This is a genomic window from Nitrospirota bacterium, assembly GCA_016180645.1.
Taxonomy (GTDB): domain Bacteria; phylum JACPQY01; class JACPQY01; order JACPQY01; family JACPQY01; genus JACPAV01.
This window is the reverse complement of the sequence record JACPAV010000005.1, coordinates 153,672-178,761: the sequence shown is the minus strand read 5'-3', so window position 1 is coordinate 178,761 and position 25,090 is coordinate 153,672. Positions and strand designations below refer to the sequence as shown.

Annotated in this window: 24 protein-coding genes; 17 read left to right on the top strand and 7 right to left on the bottom strand. The window is 61.3% G+C overall.

The window, feature by feature from the left end; translation table 11 throughout:
• The first annotated feature begins 18 nt into the window (after window positions 1-18).
• Window positions 19-3,105: a tetratricopeptide repeat protein gene (locus tag HYT87_04930; protein MBI2059096.1), complete on the top strand. Its 3,087-nt coding sequence runs from the start codon at window positions 19-21 to the stop codon at window positions 3,103-3,105.
• Window positions 3,106-3,121: 16 nt separating this feature from the next.
• Here the strand turns inward: HYT87_04930 and HYT87_04925 are convergent, their stop codons facing one another.
• Both HYT87_04925 and HYT87_04920 read right to left on the bottom strand, forming a co-directional pair.
• On the bottom strand, window positions 3,122-3,988 hold the full coding sequence (locus tag HYT87_04925) for a 3-hydroxybutyryl-CoA dehydrogenase (protein ID MBI2059095.1): 867 nt from the start codon (window positions 3,986-3,988) through the stop codon (window positions 3,122-3,124).
• Window positions 3,989-4,001: 13 nt separating this feature from the next.
• A complete protein-coding gene (locus HYT87_04920) occupies window positions 4,002-4,874 on the bottom strand; it encodes a 3-hydroxyacyl-CoA dehydrogenase family protein (GenBank protein MBI2059094.1) in 873 nt (290 codons plus the stop codon).
• 91 nt (window positions 4,875-4,965) lie between these two features.
• Here HYT87_04920 and HYT87_04915 point away from each other — a divergent pair, with 91 nt between their 5' ends.
• Window positions 4,966-5,778 carry a hypothetical protein gene (locus tag HYT87_04915; protein MBI2059093.1) on the top strand — a complete coding sequence of 271 codons (813 nt, stop codon included), beginning with the start codon at window positions 4,966-4,968 and terminating at the stop codon, window positions 5,776-5,778.
• 189 nt (window positions 5,779-5,967) lie between these two features.
• Here the strand turns inward: HYT87_04915 and HYT87_04910 are convergent, their stop codons facing one another.
• Window positions 5,968-6,204, bottom strand: a complete 237-nt coding sequence (locus HYT87_04910; protein MBI2059092.1) for a hypothetical protein — start codon at window positions 6,202-6,204, stop codon at window positions 5,968-5,970.
• A gap of 194 nt (window positions 6,205-6,398) precedes the next feature.
• Between HYT87_04910 and panB the strand changes: the two genes are divergently transcribed.
• From panB to HYT87_04835, 15 genes are all read left to right on the top strand, one after another.
• Entirely contained in the window at window positions 6,399-7,202 is an 804-nt protein-coding gene (panB, locus tag HYT87_04905; GenBank protein MBI2059091.1) for a 3-methyl-2-oxobutanoate hydroxymethyltransferase, read from the top strand.
• A gap of 49 nt (window positions 7,203-7,251) precedes the next feature.
• On the top strand, window positions 7,252-8,091 hold the full coding sequence (locus HYT87_04900) for a pantoate--beta-alanine ligase (GenBank protein ID MBI2059090.1): 840 nt from the start codon (window positions 7,252-7,254) through the stop codon (window positions 8,089-8,091).
• 20 nt (window positions 8,092-8,111) lie between these two features.
• Window positions 8,112-8,507 carry an aspartate 1-decarboxylase gene (locus tag HYT87_04895; GenBank protein ID MBI2059089.1) on the top strand — a complete coding sequence of 132 codons (396 nt, stop codon included), beginning with the start codon at window positions 8,112-8,114 and terminating at the stop codon, window positions 8,505-8,507.
• A gap of 79 nt (window positions 8,508-8,586) precedes the next feature.
• On the top strand, window positions 8,587-9,894 hold the full coding sequence (locus HYT87_04890; protein MBI2059088.1) for a nucleotide sugar dehydrogenase: 1,308 nt from the start codon (window positions 8,587-8,589) through the stop codon (window positions 9,892-9,894).
• Between the two features lie 140 nt (window positions 9,895-10,034).
• Window positions 10,035-10,982 (top strand): SDR family oxidoreductase, encoded by a 948-nt coding sequence (locus tag HYT87_04885; protein MBI2059087.1) that lies wholly within the window; start codon window positions 10,035-10,037, stop codon window positions 10,980-10,982.
• Window positions 10,979-11,701, top strand: a complete 723-nt coding sequence (bamD, locus tag HYT87_04880) for an outer membrane protein assembly factor BamD (GenBank protein ID MBI2059086.1) — start codon at window positions 10,979-10,981, stop codon at window positions 11,699-11,701. The genes HYT87_04885 and bamD overlap by 4 nt, the downstream gene beginning before the upstream one ends.
• Window positions 11,698-12,675 carry a P1 family peptidase gene (locus tag HYT87_04875; protein ID MBI2059085.1) on the top strand — a complete coding sequence of 326 codons (978 nt, stop codon included), beginning with the start codon at window positions 11,698-11,700 and terminating at the stop codon, window positions 12,673-12,675. Before bamD ends, HYT87_04875 begins: the two co-directional genes overlap by 4 nt.
• A gap of 148 nt (window positions 12,676-12,823) precedes the next feature.
• On the top strand, window positions 12,824-13,642 hold the full coding sequence (locus HYT87_04870; protein MBI2059084.1) for a hypothetical protein: 819 nt from the start codon (window positions 12,824-12,826) through the stop codon (window positions 13,640-13,642).
• Complete coding sequence (gene lptB, locus HYT87_04865; GenBank protein MBI2059083.1) at window positions 13,629-14,477, top strand: LPS export ABC transporter ATP-binding protein; 849 nt, start codon at window positions 13,629-13,631, stop codon at window positions 14,475-14,477. Before HYT87_04870 ends, lptB begins: the two co-directional genes overlap by 14 nt.
• An 8-nt stretch (window positions 14,478-14,485) precedes the next feature.
• Window positions 14,486-15,952, top strand: coding sequence for an RNA polymerase factor sigma-54 (gene rpoN, locus HYT87_04860; protein ID MBI2059082.1), 1,467 nt, complete (start codon window positions 14,486-14,488; stop codon window positions 15,950-15,952).
• A 76-nt stretch (window positions 15,953-16,028) separates the two neighbouring features.
• Entirely contained in the window at window positions 16,029-16,355 is a 327-nt protein-coding gene (locus tag HYT87_04855; GenBank protein MBI2059081.1) for an HPF/RaiA family ribosome-associated protein, read from the top strand.
• 24 nt (window positions 16,356-16,379) lie between these two features.
• Window positions 16,380-17,237 (top strand): RNase adapter RapZ, encoded by an 858-nt coding sequence (gene rapZ, locus HYT87_04850; protein MBI2059080.1) that lies wholly within the window; start codon window positions 16,380-16,382, stop codon window positions 17,235-17,237.
• Window positions 17,238-17,246: 9 nt separating this feature from the next.
• Window positions 17,247-18,545 carry a glutamate-1-semialdehyde 2,1-aminomutase gene (hemL, locus tag HYT87_04845; protein MBI2059079.1) on the top strand — a complete coding sequence of 433 codons (1,299 nt, stop codon included), beginning with the start codon at window positions 17,247-17,249 and terminating at the stop codon, window positions 18,543-18,545.
• 4 nt (window positions 18,546-18,549) lie between these two features.
• Complete coding sequence (mtnA, locus tag HYT87_04840) at window positions 18,550-19,623, top strand: S-methyl-5-thioribose-1-phosphate isomerase (protein MBI2059078.1); 1,074 nt, start codon at window positions 18,550-18,552, stop codon at window positions 19,621-19,623.
• Window positions 19,620-20,129, top strand: a complete 510-nt coding sequence (locus HYT87_04835) for a RidA family protein (protein ID MBI2059077.1) — start codon at window positions 19,620-19,622, stop codon at window positions 20,127-20,129. Before mtnA ends, HYT87_04835 begins: the two co-directional genes overlap by 4 nt.
• Window positions 20,130-20,217: 88 nt before the next feature.
• Here the strand turns inward: HYT87_04835 and HYT87_04830 are convergent, their stop codons facing one another.
• From HYT87_04830 to HYT87_04815, 4 genes are all read right to left on the bottom strand, one after another.
• Window positions 20,218-21,156 carry an HDOD domain-containing protein gene (locus tag HYT87_04830; protein ID MBI2059076.1) on the bottom strand — a complete coding sequence of 313 codons (939 nt, stop codon included), beginning with the start codon at window positions 21,154-21,156 and terminating at the stop codon, window positions 20,218-20,220.
• A gap of 61 nt (window positions 21,157-21,217) precedes the next feature.
• The gene (gene cobA / locus HYT87_04825; GenBank protein MBI2059075.1) at window positions 21,218-22,816 is read right to left on the bottom strand and encodes a uroporphyrinogen-III C-methyltransferase; all 1,599 of its coding nucleotides are present in this window, start codon (window positions 22,814-22,816) and stop codon (window positions 21,218-21,220) included.
• Entirely contained in the window at window positions 22,809-23,771 is a 963-nt protein-coding gene (gene hemC, locus HYT87_04820) for a hydroxymethylbilane synthase (protein ID MBI2059074.1), read from the bottom strand. Before hemC ends, cobA begins: the two co-directional genes overlap by 8 nt.
• The gene (locus HYT87_04815; protein MBI2059073.1) at window positions 23,768-25,090 is read right to left on the bottom strand and encodes a glutamyl-tRNA reductase; all 1,323 of its coding nucleotides are present in this window, start codon (window positions 25,088-25,090) and stop codon (window positions 23,768-23,770) included. The genes hemC and HYT87_04815 overlap by 4 nt, the downstream gene beginning before the upstream one ends.

The window sequence follows — 25,090 nt, the reverse complement described above, 5'->3', positions numbered from 1 at the left end:
GGTTCATGCTCCCAGCCGATGGTTGAGGGAAACTCACAACACGGTTCCCCGTCGGCGCCGACCGGCGTCGTCACCCTCGTCTTTACCGATATTCAAGGCTCCACATCGCTCTGGGAGCGATATCCCGGCGCGATGAGTTCCGCGCTGGAAATCCACAATACGTTCCTGCGACGGACGCTGGCCGACTGCGGGGGGTATGAGGTCAAGACGGAAGGGGATTCCTTCATGGTCGCTTTCGGAAGCGCGATCCAAGCGGTCCGCTGGTGCCTGGCCGCGCAGGAAGGTCTGGCGGCTGTTCAATGGCCTCCAGAGATCCTCGCCCACGAGGCTGCGCGGGAAGAGGCCAAGCCCGATGGGGAACGGCTCTTTAGCGGCCTGCGTCTTCGGATGGGCGTTCACATCGGCCGGCCGGAATGTCGTCCGGATCCCGTGACGGGCCGGATGGATTACTTCGGCCCGATGGTGAACCGTGCCGCGCGGGTGGCTGCCGCTGCTCACGGAGGCCAAGTGGTTGTGACCGGGTGGGTTTGGCAGGAGATCGAAGCCCAACTCGCGCTCCTGGGATCGCCCCATACCATGGACTTGGGCGAGTACCGTCTGAAGGGATTGGAATCCGCCGAACAGGTCATCCAGATCATCCAGATCATGCCCAAGTCGCTTGCGGGGCGGCGATTCCCTCCTCTTCGTACGGCCGAAGTTCGCAAAACCAATCTGACCGCCGCGCCGACTCGTTTCGTCGGCCGGAAGCCGGACCTACAGAGGCTGCATGAGTATTTCGCCGGCGGGGAACGCCTCGTCACCATTCTCGGTCCCGGTGGCACGGGGAAGACCCGGCTGGCGTCGCAATACGGTCTGCTTCAATTGGACCATTTTTCACACGATGGGGGTGGTGGCGTGTGGTTCTGCGATCTCTCGGAGGCGACGGGCGTCGACGGCGTGTTTACGGCCGTAGCGAAGGCCCTCAACGTTTCCATTGCGGCGGGTCGGTCGCCGTCCGAAACCGCTTACCAGTTGGGGCAGGCGCTGGCCGGGCGTGGGCGGGTCCTGTTGATCCTCGACAATTTCGAACAGGTGGTGGAGTCCGCGCGGGCCACGGTGGGACGGTGGCTGGAACTTTCCCCGGACGCGCAGTTCCTTATCAGCTCAAGAGAGCGACTGCGGCTGCCGGGTGAGATGACCCATGCGTTGGGACCGCTGAGTCTTCCGAAAGAGGATGCGGAATTCGCCGCATCGGAGGCGGTGCAACTGTTTGTCGATCGCGTTCGGGCCGTCCGGCAGGACTACGCGCTGACGGCCGATGAGGCGCCGGCCGTGGTGGCCATTGTCCGACACTTGGATGGCATTCCACTGGCCATCGAACTGGCCGCGGCGCGGATGGGTGTTCTGACGCCGGCCAAGCTGCTCCAACGTCTCCCGAGACGCTTCGAGGTCCTCGGGGGGGGAGACCGGGACGCGGCCTCCCGTCAATCCACCCTCCGAGGGGCCATCGACTGGTCGTGGAATCTTCTTCAGCCGTGGGAGAAGTCCGCTCTCGCTCAGTGCTCCGTCTTCAAGGGAGGATTCATGATGGAGGCGGCCGAGGCGATCATCGATCTCGGGGAATTCCCGGGACCCCCTTGGGTGTTGGATGTCATCCAGGCCCTCCGTGACAAGTCGCTCCTGCGCTCCTTCGAACCCGCCGGTCTGCCCGGAGAGCTGAGGTTCGGTCTGTACGAGAGCATCGCGGAGTACGCCGCCGAGAAACTGGCCGAAGCCGGACGGAGCGAGGCAGCCCTTCACCGCCACGCGGAGTACTACGTTCAAATGGGATCGGAGATCGGCGGGAAGATCGAAGGGCCGGACGGCATCAAGGTCATGCGATTTCTGGCGCTGGAGTCGGAAAACCTGATGGCCATCCACAAGCGGGCACTGGTCGGCTCGACCCTGAACGCCGAACGTGTATCCCAGGCACTCAGGGCGGTCCTGGCTATCGACCCGGTCCTTTCGATGCGCGGGCCCTTCGATGCGCACCTATCCATTCTGGACTCCGCGCGCGGCATGATGAACGTTCCCGGCGTGGACCCGGTCTTGAAAGCCAGGCTATTGGAGTCGCGGGGTCGGGCCAGAAGGGCGCGCGGTCGCCTGACGGACGCATTGGCCGACTTCGAAAATGCCTTGGAGATCTCGAAAGAGGTGGGGAACCGGTCCATCGAGGGGATGGTGTTGTACGATCTGGGAACGCTGTATCGGGATCTGGGGCAGATCGACAAGGCGCAGCCGTATTTGGAGCGGGCGCTGGCCGACCAGAAGGCGGCCGGCGACAGGGGCATGGAGGGTACGGTCACCGGGTACGTGGCGATTGTGGCCCAGGATCAGGGGCGTTTGGACGAAGCGGCTTCACTGTACGCGGAAGCCCTTCGGATTCACCGCGAAGTTGGAAACCGGCGATTGGAAGGCATTACTCTCGGGAATCTCGGTCACCTCCACATGGAGAAAGGGGTGAGACGCGAGGCGCGGGAGAGCTTCGATCTGGCCTTATCCATTCTCCGTGAGGTGGGCGATCGGAGATTCGAGGGGATTGTTATTGGGAATTTGGGGGTCCTGGAATTCGATGAGGGAAATCACGAGACGGCCTGGCACCACTTGGAACGCGCCCTCGCCATCCACCGCGAGGTGGGGTCGAGGCGATTTGAGAGCATTGTGCTGCGCGACATGGGGACGGTGCATCTGGATCGGGGCGGCGCGGAAGAGGCTTGGGAGCTGTTTCAATTGGCGTTGGCCATCCAGAGGGAAATCGGAGATCGCCGGCTGGAGGCCATCACTCTGGGTCACTTGGGCACGGCGGAGGCGGAATTAAGTCACATCGAGCGCTCCCGGGAGGCGTTCGAGGGAGCGGAGAAGCTGGCCGAGGCGGGTCACGACGAGTCGCTGAAGGATCTACTCCACCTCGAGCGAGGGCACTTGGATTGCGCGTTGAGCCGACAGGCCGCATCGGAGGGAGATGCCGCCGCCGCCAAGGCCTTTCGCCAGACGGCAGAAAACAAAATTCAGGCGGTCATGGCACGGGGCGGTCCGGACCTTCGGTTCGCGGTGCGAATCCTACGCCGTTCGCTGACGGCGGAATGATTCGCCGGGCGGGCACCTACTTCTTGTTGCCGTTGTAGGAGTAGAAACCGCGGCCGGACTTGCGGCCGAGGAGGCCGGCCTTGACCATGCTCTTCATGAGCGGCGGGGGGGAAAAGCGGACCTCCCGGTAGCCGTCGTACAGGCCTTGGGCCATGTTGCAGCAGATATCCAGTCCGATCAGGTCGGCCAGTTTCAGAAGGCCCAAGGGATAACCGAGCCCCATTTCGACGGCGGCGTCCATGTCTTCTCGTGTGGCCAGACCGTCGTCGTACGCCTGGACCGCCTGATTGAGCATCGGGATGAGCAGACGATTGACGATGAAGGCTGGGCTGTCCTTGCAGACCACGGGCTCCTTTCGGATCTGGCGCGTGAAGTCCACGGCCGATTCCACCGTGTCCTCAGAAGTCTGGATCCCGCGGATGACCTCCACAAGCTTCATAATGGGTGCGGGGTTGAAGAAATGGAGCCCGATGACACGCCCCGGCATCCGGGTTGAGGAAGCGATCTCGCTGATCGAGAGAGAAGAGGTTGTCGTGGAAAGGACGGCGTTGGGCTTGGCAATCTCATCCATCGCCGTGAAGATCTCGCGCTTGAGCTCCATGTTTTCGTACGTGCATTCGATGAACACATCGCAGCCGGCGAGGTCTTTCATCTCCATGGTGCCGGACACGCGTCCCAAGGTTTCCTTTTTCTGATCTTCGGTCATCTTTCCTTTCTTGACACTGCCTGTAAGGAAATCGTCGATCCGCTTCACACCTTTTTCGAGCGAGGCGGCGCTGCGCTGAAGCATTTTTACCGACATGCCCGCCTGAGCGCAGAGTTGGGCGATTCCTGAGCCCATGGTGCCGCTCCCGATGACGCCTACGGTTTCAAACTTAGCCATGGAGGTGTCCCGGTTATGCCCCGTAGATTCCGGACGAACCGTACTCGTAGAACCCGCGGCCCGACTTGCGGCCGAGGAGGCCGGCATCCACCATCTGTCGCAGCAGGGCGGGGGGAACGTATCGGGTGTCCTTCGTCTGGTCGTACAGGGATTCAGCCACCGTGCAGGTGATGTCGAGTCCCGCGGTGTCCATCAGCTCAAAGGGGCCCATCGGATGGCCCAAGCCCAGCTTGCACGCCTTGTCGATATCCTGCGCCGAGGCCATGCCGCCCTCCAGAAGCCGGACGGCGTCGAGCACGAATGAGACGAGAAAGAAGTTGGTCAGGAAACCGGGAGTGTCTTTGGCGACAACAAACTTCTTTCCAAGGCTCGAGCAGAGGGATTTGACCCGATCGAAGGTTTCATTGCTGGTGTGAAGGCCGCGCGCAATTTCGATCATCGGCATGATCGGGGCGGGGTTGCAGAAGTGCATGCCGGCGACCTTGTCCGGCCGGCCGCACCCGGAGGCGATCGCCGTGATCGACAGGGTCGAGGTATTGGTCAGCAGGAGAGCGTCTTTCTTGCAGATGTGGTGAAGCTCTCCGAAGAGCCGCTTCTTCATGACAAGATCCTCGGGGACGGCCTCGATGATGAAATCGCATTCCGCGGTCTGCCCCAGCTCCGAAGTGGGGTGAATTCGGTCGATGCGGTCTCGTTTCTCCTGCTCGGTGGCCTTTCCTTTCGCCACGCTCTGCGCGAAGTAGGCATCGATGCGTTTCATGCCCTCCCGCGCGCGCGACTGCGTGGATTCCACCACAGTCGTGTCCAGCCCGGCATCCGCGCACAGAATGGCGATGCCCGAACCCATCGTGCCGCATCCGATGACGGCCAATTTTTCCGAACCCATAGAACCTCCCGTTGAAGCGGGTGGTAGTCTACTGGTTTGGCCTCAGAACGTCAAGGACCCCTGAAGTCCAGAATCCACATCAAGAATGGCCGTGGCAATCTCAGACAGGGACGTGTACAGTTCCGGGATCATGGCGACGGGAGCGAGCGGGCCATCGGCCGGTCTTCCGGCGGAACACGAGAGGACCCTTCAACAGTGCGTCCGGACGGTACGCAATCTCTTCCCGGTAGATCTAAAGAGTATCGTGCTGTTCGGCAGCGCGGCGCGGGGATACTTTCATCCCAAGAGATCCGAGCTTCACCTGCTGTTGGTGCTTGAAGAGGTGCAATTTGAGCACGTGGCCAGATTAACTCCTTACGTGAGCGATTGGCGGAAACTCCGCGTGGTATCGCCGCTCTTGCTTGACAGATCCTACATGAGCGGGGCACTGGACACGTATCCCATCGAGCTGCTGGAGATGTCGATCAAGCGGAGAATCCTGTGGGGAGAAGATCCTTTTGAGCGGCTGATCCCTTCGAATGAATCGGTGCGTCGACAGTGCGAGCGCGAACTCAAGGGGACCCTCCTGATGCTCCAGCGTGTATTGCTGGAGGCGGGGACCGAGCCGAAGATCCTGCTACAGACGCTTCGGAAATCGGGTGGGATGCTGGTGCGCGTTTGCCGATATCTCGTCTGGCTCGGCCACCAGGAACTTCAAGTCGACGGAGACCTGGTGATCTCGGAACTGGAAAAAGCCGTGGGGTTTCACCTCGATGCCGTGCGCAAGGCTTGGGAGTATCGCTTGGAGCGAATCGATCCGACGAAGCGTGAGGCGGCGCCCCTGTTCAGGTCGTACATGCTTGAAGTGCAGAAGCTTGCGCGATTCGTCGATTCGCTGACGCCCTCCGCCCCGAAGAAACGATAAGGCGGTTGTTATCGCCGCAGCCTTCAGGCTGCGGTCAGGACGCGGGCTTGGTAGTCGCACCCCCTTGCCGAGGACGGTATGGGGCCATGATATGTCGCCGTGCCACGGACGGCACGGCATGGAACATGGCCTTTACGGGTGCGTCTTCGGACGCAGGCTAAAGCCTGCGGCTACCACGGAAATACGTTCTCAAACAGAGCCCAGGACCTGAAGGACCAAGCGCAGGGCGGCTTCGACATCCGATCCGCCCGCGGCGGTGAGGGGAGATCCAGCGGGGTGGTCGCAGGCCGTGATCGTCCATTTGGATCCGTGGTGTTCGATTTCGATGTCCTGGAATCCGCGTTCCCTCAGCCACGCCTTCGCCTCGTAGAGTCCCAGAATTCGGAAGTCGCTCTTGTGGCAGGGTGCGGGGAGCTGCCATACCATTCGCAATGCTCCACCGCAGTGATACGTATCGCCGACTCTGGGATCCCACGGGAAATGTGGAGCGAGGGTGCGCGATAGTTCCATCACTTCTGAGGAAACCCCGGAAACTTGACTCATGCCGGCTTGAAGTCTAGCATAGTCTTCATATCGCTTGGACCCATGCGCCACGTCGGGCGCGGGGCTGAGACGAACCGATGGAAAACGAAAAGATCACCGCTCCCGGAATTCTCCGACTCAAGACGGAGCAGAAGAAAATCGTCGTCCTCACCGCCTACGACTACACAATGGCGAGAATACTGGATGAGGCAGGGGTGGATATTCTTCTTGTCGGTGATTCTGTTGGATCAGTATTCTCAGGATATTCCAGTACCTTACCTGTGACTATGGAGGAAATGCTTTATCATACGAGGGCCGTGGCCAGAGGTCGGAAGAGGGCGCTGTTGGTTATGGACATGCCCTTTCTGTCCTACCAAGCCGGCTTGGAAGAGGCCGTCAGAAATTGCGGCAGGGCACTGAAAGAGGGTGGAGCAGAGGCGGTCAAACTCGAAGGAGGGCGGGCGATTGCGCCCACGATCCGCCGACTGACTGAACTTGGAATTCCGGTGATGGGACACGTCGGGTTGACGCCTCAATCGATCCATCAGATGGGCGGCTACAAGGTTCAGGGACGGGCTGAACCTGATCGCGCTCGCATTATCGAGGACGCGGAAGCCGTGCAAGAGTCGGGGGCATTCAGTGTGGTCCTCGAAGGTGTGCCTTCAGCGCTGGCCTCCGAAGTAACCCGGCGGCTCAAGATCCCGACGATCGGCATCGGGGCCGGTGCCGGGTGCGATGGCCAGGTTCTTGTGATCTACGATCTGCTGGGCCTCTTTCAGGATTTTTCTCCCAAGTTTGTGAAACGGTATGCGGAGCTCGGCAAGGAGGTCGGTCAAGCCGTGCGCGAATATGCGGACGACGTTCGTTCGGGCCGCTTTCCGGGTCCGGAAAATTCGTTTTGAGGCCGAGAGGCGTGAGGCGAGAGGTGAGAGGCGAGAGGGGGAGAAGAACATGAGAACGATTCGGTCCAACGGCGCGATGCAGAAGTGGGCGCTGGACCAGCGCCGGCGCGGGAAAAGCATCGGCTTTGTGCCCACCATGGGCGCCCTCCACGCCGGGCATCTGGCGCTTGTGCGAAGGGCGCGTTCGATCGCGGACCGGGCCGTGGTCAGCATTTTCGTGAATCCACTCCAGTTCGGGAGGGGCGAGGATTTGGGCCGATACCCCCGGGAGCATCGTCGGGACGCCGCCCTCTTGCGGAAGGAGGGAGTGGATGTCCTCTTCGCGCCCGGGGAAGATCGGTTCTATCCCGAAGGCTTCCAGACGCACGTTGAGGTCGAGAAAATCTCCGAGGGTCTTTGTGGCCGATCCCGTCCCGGTCACTTCCGGGGCGTGGCCACGGTGGTGGCGAAGCTCTTCAATATCGTTCAGCCGGACGTGGCCCTCTTTGGCCGAAAAGACTTCCAGCAGGTGAGAGTCATTCAACGCATGGTGGAGGACCTGAGCATCCCCGTGAGGATTATCGAGTATCCGACCGTGCGGGAAGTTGACGGCCTCGCCATGAGTTCGCGGAACGCGTACCTCTCACCGGAAGCGCGGGAACGGGCGAAGTCCTTGGCAAGGGCACTCCGGGAGGCGCGGGAAATCGCCCGCCGGGGTTTGGTCGATGCCGGAAAAGTGGCCGTGGAAGTTCGGGGAAAACTCGAAGCGGACGGCCTGCGAGTAGACTACGTTGAAGCCCGCTCGGGCCGAACGCTCCGGCCGGAAGCGGTGGTGCGCCCGGGCACGGTTCTCTTGGCAGCGGTGTGGGCGGGAGATACAAGACTCATCGACAATATCGTGCTAAGATAATCAATTAAAAGGAGGTACCCATGAAGCGGACCTTACTTAAGTCGAAAGTGCATCGTGCGTCGGTGACGGACAAGAACATCGCGTACGAGGGAAGTATCACGGTAGACGCAGACCTGATGAAACAGGCGGACTTGGTCTCGTTCGAACAGGTGGATGTATATGACATCAACAACGGCGAACGGTTCACCACGTATGTCATCCCCGGTGCGGCGGGTTCGGGGCAGATCGTTGTGAATGGCGCGGCGGCCCGAAGAGTGGAGAAAGACGATTTGATCATCATCGCCAGCTATGCGGAATACGAGGAAGCGGAGGCCCTGAGGCATGAACCGCGGCTCGTCTACGTGAATGCGCACAATCGTCCCATCGAGAAAGCCCACGTTCTCCAAATGCCCGGCCGCCAGGCGGGACTCGGCTGAGTTCAGTCGGTGGACGCCCCACGGCGCGTCTGATTAGTCTTCGGGGCCACCGGCGCCTGCCCATCGGCCTACATCCCTGATGATTCTGGACCAACTCCTTCTGCGCATCCGGAACCGCGAGGCCCGGATCGGAGTTCTCGGGTTGGGGTACGTCGGCCTTCCTCTCGCCGTGGAATACGCCGAGGAGGGTTTTGCGGTCACCGGATTCGACGTGGATCGGGAAAAAATTGCGCGGATCCGTGGTGGACGATCCTACGTGCAGGATGTGGATTCGGAACGGCTCTCCGTCCTGGTCCGATCGAGGAAGCTGAAGGCGACCATGGACTTTTCCGGTCTCGCGAAGCTCGACGCGGCCATCGTTTGCGTCCCCACGCCCCTCTCGAAAACGCGTGATCCGGATATGTCGTTCATCCTTCAGGCCATCGGGAACATCCGGGATCATCTTCACAAGGGCCAGTTGGTGGTTCTGGAAAGCACGACCTACCCCGGCACGACGGACGAGGTCGCGCTCCCCGTGCTGGCCCAATCGGGGCTTCGAGTGGGGCGGGATTTCTTTCTGGGGTTTTCCCCGGAGCGCATTGATCCGGGAAACAAGTCCTACGGCCTGAGAAATACGCCCAAGATCGTTGCCGGGATCACGCCCTCCTGCTCCCGGGCGGTTCGCGCTCTCTATGAAACGATCGTGGAGACCGTCCATCCGGTGAGTTCCACGCGGGCGGCGGAGATGACGAAGCTGTTGGAGAATACGTTTCGCGCCGTGAACGTGGGCTTGGTCAACGAGATCGCCATCATGTGCAACCATCTTGGACTGGACACGTGGGAGGTGATCGGCGCGGCGGCGACCAAGCCTTTCGGCTTTATGCCGTTTTATCCGGGACCGGGGTTGGGTGGGCACTGCATTCCGGTGGACCCCCAGTATCTTTTGTGGAAGCTGAAAACGCTGAACTACTCCGCGCGGTTTATCGAGCTGGCCACGGAGATCAACACGAAAATGCCGGAGTATGTCGTGGAAAAAGTGGTGGATGCGCTTAACCGGCGCTCGAAGGCCGTGCGAGGCGCGGATATCCTCATGCTGGGCGTGAGTTACAAGAAAAATATCGGCGATTTGCGGGAATCCCCGTGCCTGGACATTCTTTCCCTGCTGCTGCGGAAGGGGGCACGGGTGAGCTACCACGATCCCCACGTTCCGAAGCTCGGCGTGGGCGGACACGTCCTTCATTCGGTCCCGTTGAATCGGGCGCGGCTGGGCCGCGCGGATTGTGTGGTCATTGGAACGGATCACGATGCCTTCGATTGGAACTTCGTTGTGCGCTCCGCCAGGCTGGTGATGGATACCCGGAATGCGACGAAGTCCATCCCCGGCCGTTCCAAGGTTGTCAAACTTTGAAGGCGAGCGGCATCCGGGCTCTCGTACCCTGTTGATGAAGTTCTGCAAGTTTTCACGGAGATGTATCCAGGCTCAACAGGGTACGTACGGCCCTGTTTGGGCCTACCGCACGGCGAGTGGATCAAGGACTCTTGCGATACATGTCTAACGCCGTGCTCGTGACCGGTGGCGCCGGGTTCATCGGCTCCCACCTGGTGGAGGAACTGGCGAAGAAAGGGGTCCGCGTCAGAATGCTCGACGATTTTTCCACCGGAACGCGGAGAAATCTCGCCGGAGTGGGAAGCCGCGTAGAGATCCTTCGGGGAGACATCCGGAAGCTCGCCGATGTGAAGAAATCCATGGCTGGAGTGGCGGTGGCCTATCATCTCGCGGCCCTCGGGTCGGTTCCCCGCTCGGTGGCGGACCCGAAAACGTCCCACGAGGTGAACGCAACGGGAACGCTCAACGTGTTGCTGGCGGCACGGGAGGCGAAGGTGGACCGCGTTGTTCTTGCATCCAGCTCCTCCGTCTATGGGGACATACGCACCCTGCCCAAAAGGGAGGACATGGTTCCTCTACCACGCTCTCCGTACGCCATCACGAAACTCATGGGAGAGTTGTATGGCCGGATATTTTCAGCTCTCTATGGCCTGGATACGGTCGCCCTTCGCTTCTTTAACGTGTATGGACCGAGGCAAGACCCTCACTCCGCCTATGCCGCGGTCATTCCCCGCTTCTTCGCGGCCTTTCTCGCCGGTCGAAGTCCTACGATCCACGGGGACGGACGCCAGACTCGCGATTTCACCTTTGTGGAGGATTGCGTGAGGGGCATTGTCCGGGCAGGCATGACGGAGAGGAGGCTCGGGGGAACGGTGTTCAACATAGCCGGGGGGAAGCGGATCAGCGTGAATGATCTGGCGGATGCCGTCCGTCGTATCACGGGCGCCGTCGTGCGCCCCATTCATGGTCCGATCCGGCCTGGGGACGTGAAGGATTCCCTGGCCTCTATCGTTGCGGCACGGCGAATTCTGGGATATCGGCCTCGGGTGGCCGTTCGAGAGGGCCTCAGAAAGACGCACGCGTGGTACGTGAATGGGAGCGTGGGATGAAGACGTGGATGGCGGCGGTATGGATAGGCGCCGCTCTAGGACTGTCCTGCGCGGCGACTCAGGAGAAGAAGGAAAAGACCGCGCAGGAATTGTACGACGAGGCGATGCGCTGGGTGGAAGGCACCAAGCTCTGGTTTCTGCCGGCCCTACCGGACTATGAGCGCGCGCTGGACAATTTCAAACGGATCGTCGACGACTATCCCTACAGCGAGTATGCCTCGCTGTCCAGGCTCATGATCGGGGAGGTGTATTTCAAGGACCGGAAGTTCTCGGAAGCGGTGGTGGGGTATGAGGAGTTCATCCGGATGCACCCGAGTCATCCGAAGGTCCCGCATGCCGCTTTCATGATCGGTCGATCGTACGAGGAAGATATGCTCTCGATGGACCGAGACCCCACGGCCACGCTGAACGCGATCGACCAGTACCGGCACGTCGTCCAACAGTACGGCGCAAGCGAATTTGCGGGCCAGGCCTCGGAACGACTGGGCAAGCTTCGGAAGCGGGCCGCCGAGTATGAATTGTATGTGGCCAAGTTTTACCTCCGGCGGGGGGAATACCGCGCGGCACTGTACAGGTTGGACCAACTGGCGGCGGACTACTCGGATCAGATGGACCGGCCCGAAATCGACAACCTGATCTCCAAGGCCAGGGCGGGCGTGGCTTCTCTGGAGGCGCGGGGAAAGTTGGGCGAAGGGATCCTGCCTCCGGAACCGAAGTGAACGACACCCTGACCGGTCTGGGGGGGATCCGGGTCGGGCATGCGTCAACACCGAAGGGGGGATCGGGGTTGACGGTGATTCTGTTCGATCAGCCGGCCCTCGGCTCCATTCTGTTGTTGGGAGGGGCGACGAGCACGAGGCAGGTCGATGGCCTGTTTCCCCACCACACGGGGGGGGAAGCGCACGCGGTTCTTTTTAGCGGCGGAAGTGCATTCGGCCTGGATGCTGCGGGGGGCGTCGTACGCTACCTGGAGGAGAAGGGTGTCGGGTTGGACCTCAAGCTGGCGAGAATCCCCGTGGTCCCCACTTCCGTCATTTTCGATGTTCCATTCAGTATCGCCCGGTCGGGGGGGATGGAGCGGCCTTCACCGGATCTGGCCTACCAGGCATGTGTGTCGGCATCGGACGGTCGCGTCCAAGAGGGAAGTGTGGGCGCGGGGACGGGCGCGACCGTGGGGAAATTCAATGGATTCCTCTCGGCGTGCAAGGGAGGGGTGGGGTCGGCCTTTTGCGAGATCGCGCCGGGAATTCGTGTGGGCGCGCTTGTAGTGGTCAATGCCTTCGGCGACATCTTCGACCCCGGCTCCGGGCGCCTCGTGGCGGGCGCCAGGACTCCCGGGGGGGGATTCCTGGACACCGAGGCCGCCCTTCGGGGCGGCCTTGTGAGGGAGGATCTGATCCACGGCCAGCACACGACGCTTCTCCTTATCGCGACCGATGCCGATCTGTCGAAATCCGAACTGGGGGTCGTGGCGCGGATGGCCTCCACGGGTCTGGCGAGGGTGATCCGGCCCTTCCAGACGCCAGTCGATGGAGACGTGGTCATGGCATTCTCGCTCCGGAAGGACGGGTGCGACGTCAAGAACGTGGGGGCGGCGGCCGCCCACGTAGCCTCCGAGGCGGTTTTTCGTGCGGTGAGGGAGGCGGATGGCCTCGGGGTGGTTCCGGCCCACAAGGAGCTGCCGCAACGCTAGGTCCGGCCGGCCCGGCGTTGGGAATCCAAGGTCACCTAACGGCACCGATCTTGCTGATTTCGGATTGGCATCCGTTGCTATAGCAATCGGAGGGCCAAAACCGGGTCATTTTCTTTACTCTCCGGGCGATTGGTGTTAACGTGAACGTGTGCGATTTCGCGTGTTGGCCTACCTCCTGGGATCGCTGGCCGTCCTCGGCTGGATCTCGTGGGCGGTAGTGAAACTGGCCCGGGAAGAAGACGCGAGCGTCCGGTCACCCATCGAGGTCAGATCCCCAACCGACCGGCACCTCGAAGGTGTGCGCATGAGTGTGTTCAGGGATGGAAAGTTGGACTGGGACATCCGGGCGGATGAAGCGGTGGCGGACGAGTCTTGGGACCACATCGAATTCACCGCCGTCCACGTCGATTCGCGCCTCAACGATTCCGAAAGCCTCGAAAGTCGCGCCCCGACGGGGCGTGTCGATCGCCCCGTAGACGTATTCGAATTATCCGGTGGCGTGCTCACGGTGGCCGATGTGAACGTGGCGCCGGAGCCGACGGTCGGCGAGAAAAAGACGGAGAAAATCGAAATCAAGTCCGACCGGATGACGGCCCATGAGAAGGACAATAAGGCGACTTTCGAGGGGAACGTCGTGGCCACCACGGCGGACTATTTCGTCAAGGCCGAAACCATGGACGCGAACTACGACCCCAAGACCCACGAGATCCTGGGTTTTACCGGCAAAGGCTCGGTCAAAGTCATCGATCGGAAGGATCCGACAACCTGGGGAGAGGGGAAAGAGGGGGTGTACGACAAGAAGAACGGAGAGATCGTCCTGACGGGGGAGCCGCGAATCCACCAGGGGGACAAGATTTCCGCCGGTGACAAGGTGCTGGTCACCCTCAGCGACAAGAAGATGGTCGTCCTGGGCTCGGACAAGCAGCCGGTCCAGACGATCGTTCCGGAGAAAGATGTCCGGCAATAGCCAACAGACGGAGAGTGTGCCGGCAGGCGGCCCTCACCCGGCCCCGGGCCGCGTTGCGCCCTTTGCGGGAGAGGGCTGGGGTGGGGGGATTGTGAAAGAATCGCGAACCCACTCGAAGAAGCTTCGCACGGAGGGCCTCGTCAAGAGCTACCGGAAGCGGCGCGTAGTGGATGGCGTCAATGTCAACGTCGGGCCGGGCGAAATCGTGGGGCTCCTGGGTCCCAACGGCGCAGGAAAGACGACGACCTTTCACATGATGACCGGTCTCGTGAAGCCGGACGCCGGAGGCATCTGGCTGGACTCCACGGAAATCACGCGTCTCCCGATTCACCGCCGCGCCCAGTACGGCCTCCTCTATCTGCCCCAAGAGCCTTCCGTGTTCCGAAAGATGAGCGTGGCCGAGAACATTCTGGCGACATTGGAGATTCTTCCCCTGAACTCCCGCAAGCGCCGCGAGAAACTTTACTCGGTCATGGATGAATTCCGAATTACCCACCTGGAAGACAAGAAGGCCATGGTGCTCTCCGGAGGGGAGCGCCGTAGGGTGGAGATCGCAAGGGCCTTCGCCCTCGAGCCGCTCTTTTTTCTTCTGGATGAACCGTTCTCCGGCATCGATCCGATCACCGTCGGCGAGATTCAACAGCTCATCAAGTACATCGCTTCAAAGGGCGTGGGGATCATCCTGTCCGACCATAACGTGCGGGACACGCTGGAAGTGTGCGATCGCGCGTATCTGATCCACCAGGGGAAGATTCTGGAGGACGGGCCGCCGTCCCGAATCGCCGCCAGCGAAGCGGCCAAGCAATTTTACCTCGGCCCGACGTTTCGTTTCTAGGAGACTGCATGGGACTTGACATCAAGCAGGAACTCAGGCTGAGCCAGCAGCTCATCCTGGTTCCGCAGCTCCAGCTTTCTCTCAAGCTCCTCCAGATGCCGAGGTTGGATCTCGAGGAATACTTGAAGGCGGAATTGGAGGCGAATCCGGCCTTGGAAGAAGTGACGATCCAGGAAAACAAGCTCGAAGGAGAGCGCCTGGAAACCGGGAAGCCCGATGGGGCGGGCACCACCACCAAGCCCTCCGATGCCTTCGACCCGGAGTCGATCGAGGCACCGGTGAAGGAGACCAAGGCGGAAGGTTCCGACGACCTGTATCTGGAAAATGTCGCCCGGGAATCCGACGTCCGGATCCCCGATTTCGCGGGGACCGCCGATCGTCCGAGTTACGAGAACATCGTTTCGCGCGAGGGGAACCTGAGAGATCACCTGGTTTGGCAGCTCGGACTGAACAAACTATCCGCCGAGGTGTACCGGGCCGCCGAAATCATCGTGGGCAATCTGGACGACAACGGATACTTGGATGAGGATATCCAGTCTTTGGCCGGACAGAACCAGATGGACCCCGGGGTCATGCAGGAGGCCCTGAGAGTCATCCAAACCCTTGATCCTGCCGGCGTCGGGGCGAGGGACCTGAAGGAATGCCTGTTGATTCAGATTCGTCAGATGGGTGTGGACCGTCCCGCGTACGTGCGGGCGGTCACCGAAGGTCTTGACTTTGTGGCCAAGAACGATCCGAAGGGACTCTCGAAGGCCCTCGATATTTCCCTCCGCGAGGCGCAAAACGCGCTCACCCTGATCAAGGGGCTCAATCCCAAGCCGGGGAGGTCCTTCTCCAATGAAGAAGCACCCTACGTGACGCCGGACCTCACGATCGAGAAAGTGGGCAACGACTACGAGATCCGGCTGAACAATCAGGGCGTGCCGACGGTGGTCATCAATCCCATCTACCGCGCGCTCGCGCAACGTCGGGACCTGGGCGAAAAAGAGAAGATGTATGTGAAAGACAAGATCCGGTCCGCCCTCTGGTTGATCAAGAGCATCGACCAGCGCCAAAAGACGATCTTCAAGGTCGCCACCGCGTTGGTCAAGTTTCAACGGGATTTCCTGGATCACGGCGTGGGCTTTCTGAAGCCCCTGACCCTGAGGGATATCGCGCGTGAGGTAGGTGTCCACGAATCGACCGTCAGCCGGGTCACGAGCAACAAGTATGCGGAAACCCCGCAGGGCGTCCTGCGATTGAAGGAGTTCTTCTCGACGGGGATGGTGACCCGTCAGGGAACGAGTATCTCCACCGAATCCATCAAGCACGATTTCATGATATTGTTGGAGAACGAGAACAAGCGGCGGCCCCTGTCGGACATGGAAATCGCCAAACACCTGCGCGCAAAGGGAATCAACATCTCTCGCAGGACCGTGGCCAAGTATCGCGAGCAGGCGGGCATCCCGCCGGCCTTCCAGAGAAAGCAGAGGTAGTCGATGGGTGGCCGCCTCCGCGGAGATGGCGACAACCGGCTCTCACATCCGAAAGCACTGAAAGGATAGGTGGGGGATGAACATTCATTACCGCAAGGTTGAACCGGATCCCACGGTGGAAGCCCTCATCACGGATCACCTGGAGCGATTCCGGAAGTTTCTCTTGAAGTCCCGGGGCGGCAATGAGGAGCCTCACCTGGACGCCTCCATTTCCGAAGAGCGCGGCCGAGTCCTGGCGTCGGTCACCCTTCGGTCGAAGGGTGGACACGTCACAGGCAGCGGCCGGGGTCACTCAGCCGTTGAATCGGTGACGGAGGCCCTTCATAAGATTCGCATTCAGCTCCAGAAGCGCAAGGAAAAGGTACAGGATCACCATCGGGAGAAAGATGCGGAGACCGCCTGAACAGCGATCCCTTCGGCCAGAAGAGTGAGTGATCTCCGGATCGTTGTCGTCACCGGGCTGTCGGGCTCGGGGAAATCCACGGCGAGCAAGGCGTTGGAAGACTCCGGTTACTACTGCGTCGACAACATCCCCGGCGTGCTGCTTCCCAAACTGATCGACTTGTTTGAGCAGACGACGGGGGAGGTGGAAAAGCTCGCGTTGACCATCGACGGCAGAGAACGGGGCTTTCTCGCAGGCTTGGACAAGACCATTGGGGAGATCAAGGAACGCGCGCCACGTTTGGAGATCCTTTTTCTGGACTCGCGAGACGAAGCCCTGATCCGTCGATTCTCGGAGACCCGACGCAAGCACCCCTTCTCCCCGGAAGGGAGCGTCCAAGAGGGCATCGATGCCGAACGGCGGCAGTTGAAGGCGTTCCGGGACTTGGCGGATATGGTCTTGGACACCTCGGAGTATACGGTCCACCAGCTTCGGGAATTTGTCACTCAGCGGTTTGGAGCGCCGAAGGGGAAGGACCGCCTCCGCGTCAATCTCAAGTCCTTCGGCTACAGGAATGGAGTTCCGCAAGACAGCGATCTGGTGGTCGATGTGCGATTTCTCTCGAATCCCTTTTTTCAGGAAGGTTTGAGAGACATGGACGGCCGGACGGATGAGGTGAAGGGATTTCTGCGGCAGGACCAGGGTTGGACTGAGTTTCTGGAGCGCACGAGCAGTCTCCTCCATTTTCTCCTGCCCCGTTATGAGCGAGAGGGAAAATCGTACCTGACGATCGCTTTTGGATGCACGGGTGGAAAACACCGCTCCGTGGCGGTCGTTGAGGAAATGGCAGCCGGATTGCGAAAGGCGGGTTGGCCGGTGTCGGTGATGCATCGGGACTTGTAAGCGACGGTCGTGAAGACGTCGAAGTCCGACCGACTCTTTCGCGAAGCCTCCGCGCTTCTGGTGGGCGGGGTGTCGAGCCCGGTGCGTGCGTTCAAATCCGTGGGCGGAAATCCCGTCTTCATTGAGCGGGGCAGGGGACCCTGGGTGTGGGATGTCGATGGAAACCGGTACATCGATTTCGTCCAATCCTATGGGGCGGTCTTTCTGGGACATGCGAATCCGCTTTTGACGAAGGCGGTGACGGCGGCCGCCCGTCGCGGGACCGTGCTCGGCGCTCCCGTGCCGGAGGAAATCCATCTCGCGCGGTCCATTCGGAAGGCCTTCCCGATGTTGGAGCTTATCCGGTTTGTGAATTCCGGGACGGAAGCCACCATGTCGGCGGTTCGAGCGGCGCGTGGTTTTACCGGTCGGAGTCGGATCGTGAAATTTGCCGGGTGCTACCACGGTCACTCAGACGGGCTGCTCGCCAAGGCCGGGTCCGGAGCGGCGACCCTTTCGCTTCCAGATTCGAGCGGAGTGCCCGCGTCGTTCGTGGCGGAAACCCGCGTGGTGCCGTACAACGACGTCGAAGCCCTCAGGCGGCTGTTTGCGGCGGAAGGGAGAGAAATTGCCGCCGTGATCGTCGAACCAATCGCGGCCAACATGGGTCTGGTACGTCCTCGGGACGGCTTTCTGCGGGAAATCCGCCGGATGACCTCTGAGCACGGGACGGTTCTGATTTTCGACGAGGTGATCTCGGGCTTTCGCGTGCGGCACGGGGGGGCCGTGGAGTGGTCGGGGATCCGGCCGGATCTGGTGTGCTTGGGGAAGATCATGGGGGGGGGGCTTCCGGTGGGCGCCTATGGCGGCGGGAAAGACATCATGGAATGTGTTGCGCCGCTGGGCCCCGTGTACCAAGCGGGCACGCTGGCCGGAAACCGGGCCGCCATGGCGTGTGGGGCGGCGGCGGTGGACTGGCTTGCCACGCGAAAGCCTTATCTCGCTCTGGAGAAAACGACGCAGAAATTCGCCGGGGCGCTGGCGAAGCTGGCGGAATCTCATGGATACGAGGTGCAGGTTCCCTGGGTGTGCGGCATGTTCACGCTGTTCTTCTCACCGAGGCCGGTGGTGAGCTATGAGGACGCCTTGGCGTGTGATCGACCGGCGTTCTCCCGTTTCTTTCACGCCGCGCTTGCGAACGGGCTGTATGTGCCACCCTCACCGTTTGAGGCATGTTTTGTGTCTCCCTTCCACACAAAGAAGATCCTTGCGGGGGCACTGAAAAGGTGGGAAAAGGCGTTCCGAGACATGGGAGAGGCTAAGGCATAAGTTCGTGAAGCGGTATCCGCCAATCATTTCATTCAGGAAGGGTGTGGTGAGATTGCTCGACCAACGGGCCTTGCCGGATCGGGTGCGAATCCTCAAATGCAATTCCGTGGAACAGGTGGCCCGGGCGATCGAAACGTTGGCGGTTCGTGGCGCGCCTGCGATCGGGGTGGCCGGTGCGTGGGGCGTGGCTTTGGCGGCATGGAAGTCGAAAGGCGGGGATGGGGCGCGCGTCCGGAAGTCCATCCTGGAGGCCGTGGAGCGCCTGGCCCGGACCCGCCCGACCGCGAGAAATCTCTTCTGGGCGATGGAAGCGATGCGGAAGAAACTGAGCGAGCTGGCGAGCGCGGCCGCGCCCGAAGTTCGAGCGGCCATTTTGGAAGAGGCGGAACGTCTTGTGGGAATTGAGGAGGAAAGCAACCGGCGGATCGGTCTGGCGGGAGCGGATCTGGTACCCACGGAGGCGCGCATTCTGACCCATTGCAATACGGGGCCATTGGCCACGGGGAGCTTTGGCACGGCGTTGGGCGTGGTGATCGAAGCTTCGAGACGAGGGAAGAAGGTGGAAGTCTTTGCCGACGAAACGCGCCCGCTTTTCCAGGGAGCGCGACTGACCTGCTGGGAGTTGGAGAGGCATGGGATTCCGGTGACGTTGATCGTCGACGGCGCGGCGGCCTCGGTGATGAGGGATCGAAAGATCGATCTGGCCATCGTGGGAGCGGATCGTATCGCGGCGAACGGGGATACCGCCAACAAGATCGGAACATTCGGTGTTGCATGCGCCGCAAAACGCCTGGGAATTCCATTCTATGTCGCGGCGCCGTTGACGACGTTTGACGTAGAGATCCGCGATGGCCGAGAGATTCCAATCGAAGAGCGATCCAGGCGGGAGGTGGAGTGGGTGGGGAGTCGACGGATAGCCCCCCGGAAGGTGAAGGTTTTCAATCCTGCGTTTGATGTAACGCCAAATGATTTGATTTCGGCGATTATGACGGATCGGGGGGTGTTGAAGGCTCCGTATGTACAAAGCATCGCCCAGGCGATGAAAGACGATTCCGGAGGGAGAGTGGCGGTGGCGTGACCATCGAAGAGCGCCTGAAAAAGGCGGGCATTGCTCTCCCGAGCCCGCCGAAGCCGGTGGGCAACTACGTGGCGGCCATGAAGGCGGGCCGATTCGTATTTGTTTCCGGGCAGCTTCCCATGGAAGATGGAAAGCTGACGTGCAAGGGGCGCGTCGGACTGGACGTATCCGTTGAAGACGCTACGAAAGCGGCGCGTCTGTGCGCTCTGAACGCATTGGGGATTTTTCAGCAAGAGTTCGGAAATCTGGAACAGGTCAGGCGAACGGTGAAAGTGGCGGGCTACGTCCGGTCGGCGCCCGATTTCACCGAGATCGCGAAGGTGGTGAACGGCGCGTCGGACCTTCTCGTGCAGGTTTTGGGCAACCGGGGAAAGCACGCGCGGGTTTCCGTGGGCGTGGCCGAGTTGCCCTTGGGATCCGCGGTTGAGATCGAATTCCTTTTCGAATACCGGACCTACGATACGGGTGCGCCACATCTGCCCGGGGAGGCGGCGAAGGAAGCTTAGGGAGGGATCACCCCACCACCTGCAATCGGCCCGCCTGGCGAGCCGAGGGATCGGGAGGCCGCTCCGCCGCCTGTTGCAGGTGGTGGGGTCAGGCCGGGAGGGTGAGCAGGTCATCGCCGGGGGGAGGCGGTTCAGACGCCACGGTCTGAACCAGCCGCACAAACTCCTGGGCTTTCTGGAGCACTTCATCCAACTGGGCGATGACCTCGCGCTGGTCCAGTTTGGCGAAAACGGGATGCTGACGGGTGAGGATCTGCCAGGCGGGATCGACGAGGGGATTCTTGGATTTTTCAGCCTCGTCAAATCCGACGCCGCGACCCGTGGCCATCAGTTCCGCCATCCGGACCAAGGCGGCCAGGGTGGGTTCGATTTTCGCTTTCCAAGGCTCATGGTGGAAATGGATCGCATCCACGAGCGATGCCGGCAGTTTCCACCGTTCGGCCAGCATGGCCCCAGCCTCGGGATGGGTGAGGCCGAGGATGCGGGTTTCCGCCTGGGAAAGGGGAAGCTTCTGTTTTTCCTGGAGGGCGAGGGCCGCGATGATGTCGTAGTGGAAATACTGGTCGAAGAAGATGAGACCCAAGTCATGGAGGAGGCCGGCGGCGAACTCTTCACCCTGGAGCTTGATTCGCCCGAGCTGGGAGAGATAGCGCGAGACAAACGCGGTGGCTACGGAGTGGTTCCAGAAGCGGGCGCGGTCGAATACCGGCTCTCCTGGTACGGTGGGGAATAAGCTTAGAATCGCGATCCCGGAGACGATTTCCTTGATCCGGTTGAGGCCGAGCACCACGAGGGCCTGCGAGATGGAACTGACGGGTTGTCGAAGCCCATAGTAGACGGAATTGGCCACGCGGAGGACACGGCCCGCGAGAGGCGGATCCTGCATGACGAGGCGGGCCACGTCGCGCATCGAGCTGTTATCCTGGCTGACGACGGCGATGACTTGAAACGCGATATGCGCGAGGGTGGGGAGGTCGCCGAAACTATCGAAGGTGAGGAGGACTTGTTTGCGTTTGTGGAGGCTCATTTCAAGACGTGAGTCGTGAATCGTAAATCGTGAGTCGAAAGGAAGAAGGAGCGGCGCGGGGTCATGGGCGGCGTTTCCGAAACCGCCGAATGAGGGCGTCGACAAGCCCCTGGGCGGTGTGGACGGAGGCGGTGAGGATCGGACCGGAGTAGTGCGAGCGGATGGTGCGGGTTGTGATGGGACCGATCGATCCCGCGAGGAATCGCGGACGGCGGGTGAGGAGAGATGGCGGCGCATGCGTAAAGAAGTGGGTCGCCGTGGAGGAACTGGTGAAGGTGACGCAGTCGATGGATTCGGTGTCGAAGATTCCGCGTATGCGCGACCGAAGACCCGGTTCGGGAATGGCCCGATAGAGGGGAACGATATCGACGCGGGCGCCCCTGCGGCGCAAGGTTTCCGGAAGCACCTCACGTGCTTCGATTGCCCTTGGGATGAGGATGCGGCTCCCGGCGATGTGGGGTCCCTTGAGCTTGGACAGGATTCCCTCGGCGATGAAATCGTCGGCAAGCACATCCGTGTGGATCCCTGTGGACTGGAGGGCCTTGGCCGTTTCCGGTCCGATGGCCACGGTATGGGCGCGGTGGAGGTCCCGGATGTCGCGCTTGGATTTCGCCAGCCGATCGAAGAAAAGGCGCACGCCATTCGCGCTGGTGAAAATGATGTAATTGTACTTGTCGAGGGACCGGAACGCCTGGCGGAGAGCGGCCCCGATGGCGAGCGGTTCAATCCGAATCGTGGGGCAGGCGAGGACACGGGCTCCCGCGTCCTCCAGCGAGGCCATGAGGGCGGTGGACTGGTCCATGGGGCGGGTGACGAGAATGGTTTTTCCGAAGAGCGGCTTGGACTCCAGCCACCGCAAACGGGTTGCAAGACGTGTGACGGGACCGATGACGATGACACAAGGGCGGCCAATGCCCATGCGGCTGACTTCCGCAGGGAGCCGGCCAAGAGGGGCGAATGCCGATTTCTGCATGGGGGTCGTGCCCCATTGAATGGCGGCGGAGGGTGTGTCCGGGGACTTACCGGCTTCGATCAAATCTTTGACCAGATCCGGGAGCGCCCGGAGCGCCATGAGGAGCACAAGGGTACCGTCGAACCCGGCGAGCATTCGCAGGTGTTGGTGAGAAAGAGGTTTTCCGCCGTCCTCATGGCCTGTGAGGAAGAGGACCGAGGAGGCATGCTGCCTGTGTGTCACGGGAATTCCGGCCGCCGCCGGGGCGGCAATTGCCGAGGTGACGCCGGGAACGAATTCGACGGGAATCCGATGGCGGCGGAGCGTTTCGGCCTCCTCGCCTCCTCGACCGAACACGAAGGGGTCGCCTCCCTTGAGCCTCACGACAGTCCCTCCCCGACGCGCGTGGCGGATCATCAGGTTCTCGGCCGTCTGCTGGCGTTTCTCCTGCACGCGCGGACCGGGACCTGATCGTTTGCCCACGTAGACCAGCTTGGCGTGGGGTGGCGCACCGGCCAAAAGCGATTGGGGGATGAGTGCATCGTAGAGAACCACATCGGCTTTTCGGATGCATTCCATCCCCTTCAGGGTAATGAGCCCTGGGTCACCGGGTCCGGCGCCGACGAGGTAGACTTTGCCGGGCGGGCCGGGTCGACCGTCCTGGTCGCTTCCGGAACCGCTGCGGCGTCCTGCCGGCGGTCTAGCCACGTGGCTTCCCGGCTATCGAGGCTAAGCCTCGATAGCCGCCATCGAGGCTTAGCCTCGATGGTTCCTGGCGGAGGACGTCTTCGGCCAGCCGTATTCCGAGGGCTTCCGGCTCGTCCGCCGAACCCCACCCTTCTGCACGGTACAAAGGCTCGCCGATCTGAGTCCCCTTCACGACGCGCAAGAAGATCCTGCCGTCGCGCAGGATGGCGTGTGAGCCGAGCGGAATCTTGCAGCCGCCTTCGAGCCTCAAGAGAAAAGCCTGCTCAGCCTTCCAGCAGAGGTGTTCTGAAGGATCATCGACGGCCTTCGCCCAGGCGAGGGCATCGGGATCGCCGACGCGTCCCTCCACGGCCAGCCGTCCTTGTCCCGCGGCGGGGATGAAGGTTTCCGGATCGAACCACTCGGTGGCTTCATCCTGGCGGCCCAGCCGCTTCAGAGCAGCAAAGGCGAGGATGACGGCGTCGACTTCGCCCGATGCGGCCTTGCGAATTCTCGTATCCACGTTGCCCCGCAGGGGAACGTATTGCACATCGGGCCTCAGCGCATGGGCCAGCAGGGTTCGTCTCAAACTGGATGTGCCAACGCGGGCTCCTTTCGGCAAGTCCCGGAAGAGACGGCGTCCGTACGAAATCACGCAGTCGCGCGGATCTTCGCGTTCGGTTACGCCCAGAATCCCGAGGCCGGCGGTGGTCTCGGCGGTCATGTCCTTGAGGCTGTGGATGCCGAGGGCGATCTCGTGTCGCAGCAGGGCCTCCTCGATTTCCTTGATGAACAGTCCCTTTCCGCCGAATTCGCTCAAGGGGACGTCCGGCATGCGATCCGATTGTGTCTTGATTACCTTCAGTTCAAATCGAATGTGAGGGAACTTCGCCTGAATGCGTTCGATCAGCGCACGGCTTTGGGTGAGGGCAAGGGTGCTCCCACGGGTTCCGATGAGAACGGTGGACGGGGTCACGAAGGCTTGAGGTTGAACAGTTCCACGAGCGCCTCCTTGAGCCAGTCCTTCGAAGCCGTCTCGCGTGAGCTGGGTGCATCGGGACCGCCCAGACCGGATCCTTGGGAAGATTCCTGTTTCAAGCGGGTGATCGGCTCGTGGAGAACCTTCTGGACGATGTTATGCGTGACGTTTTGGACGAGTTCCTTCTGCTCCGGCGAAAGGCCATCCATTTTGGGGAGGAATCGATCAAGTTCCTTCTTGCCGATGGCCTCCAGCTTCTGGCGGAAGAAGACGATGACCTGTTCGATATCCTGCGAATGAAACTGGCCCATGAAGGATTCTGCCGCCTCGTGCACGATAAGTCGGCCCTTGGCCGCTTCCTCCTGGCGGAGCGTCAGGCTGTCGTGAATGATCTGCTGGAGATCGTCGAGATCGTACACGTATACGTTTTCCAGGGTGTGGATATCGGCTTGGATGTTGCGCGGCATGCCGAGATCGATCAGCACCAGCGTCCGGCCCCTTCGGTGGGGAAGGATGCGGCGGACCATCTCCGTCGTGACCATCGGCTCGGGGGCGGCCGCGGAGGCAATGACGAGGTCGCACTCCCGAAGAAGGCTTTCCAACTCGGTGATCGAGTGTGGGATGCCGCCGGTTTGAGAAGCGAGCGCAGCCGCGCGTTGCTCGGTGCGGCTCGTGACGATCAATTTCTTCACCTGCTGCTTCCTCGCCTGATGGGCGGCCAATTCCCCCATTTCTCCCGTTCCGATAACGAGAAGCGTGCGTTCGGAGAAGTCCGCGAACACTTTTCGGGCCAGTTCGACGGCGGCATGACTCAGGCTGACCACGTTCTCGCCGATTCGGGTTTCACGCCGGACGCGCTTGGCCACTTGAAGGGCCTTCTGGAAGGTCTTGTGCATGTAGTAGCCCACGGTTCCTTCCTCGTGGGCCCATCGATAGGCGTCGCGCACTTGGCCGGTGATCTGGGTCTCTCCGGGGAGCATGGAATCGAGGCTGGAGGTGACGGAGAACAGGTGCTCCATGGCTTGCAGTCCGGACCAACGATAGGCGGAGCCGTTCAAGAGCTCCTCGATGCGGGGTATTCCGTTGCCGAGCCGACGGAGCAGCGCGGAAGCGGTGTCATCAGAATGGCTCGTCATGAAATAGCATTCCGTGCGATTGCACGTGGAGATGAGGACGCTTTCCTTCGCCGAAGGAAGGTCGGCGGGCAGGGTTCGGAGGAAGGATCGGGCGCGGTCCTCGGTGAAATAGAGCTTCTCGCGGATCTCGATGTCCGAGGTCTTGTGATTGATGCCGACGAGCAGAAGAGACAGCTCCAC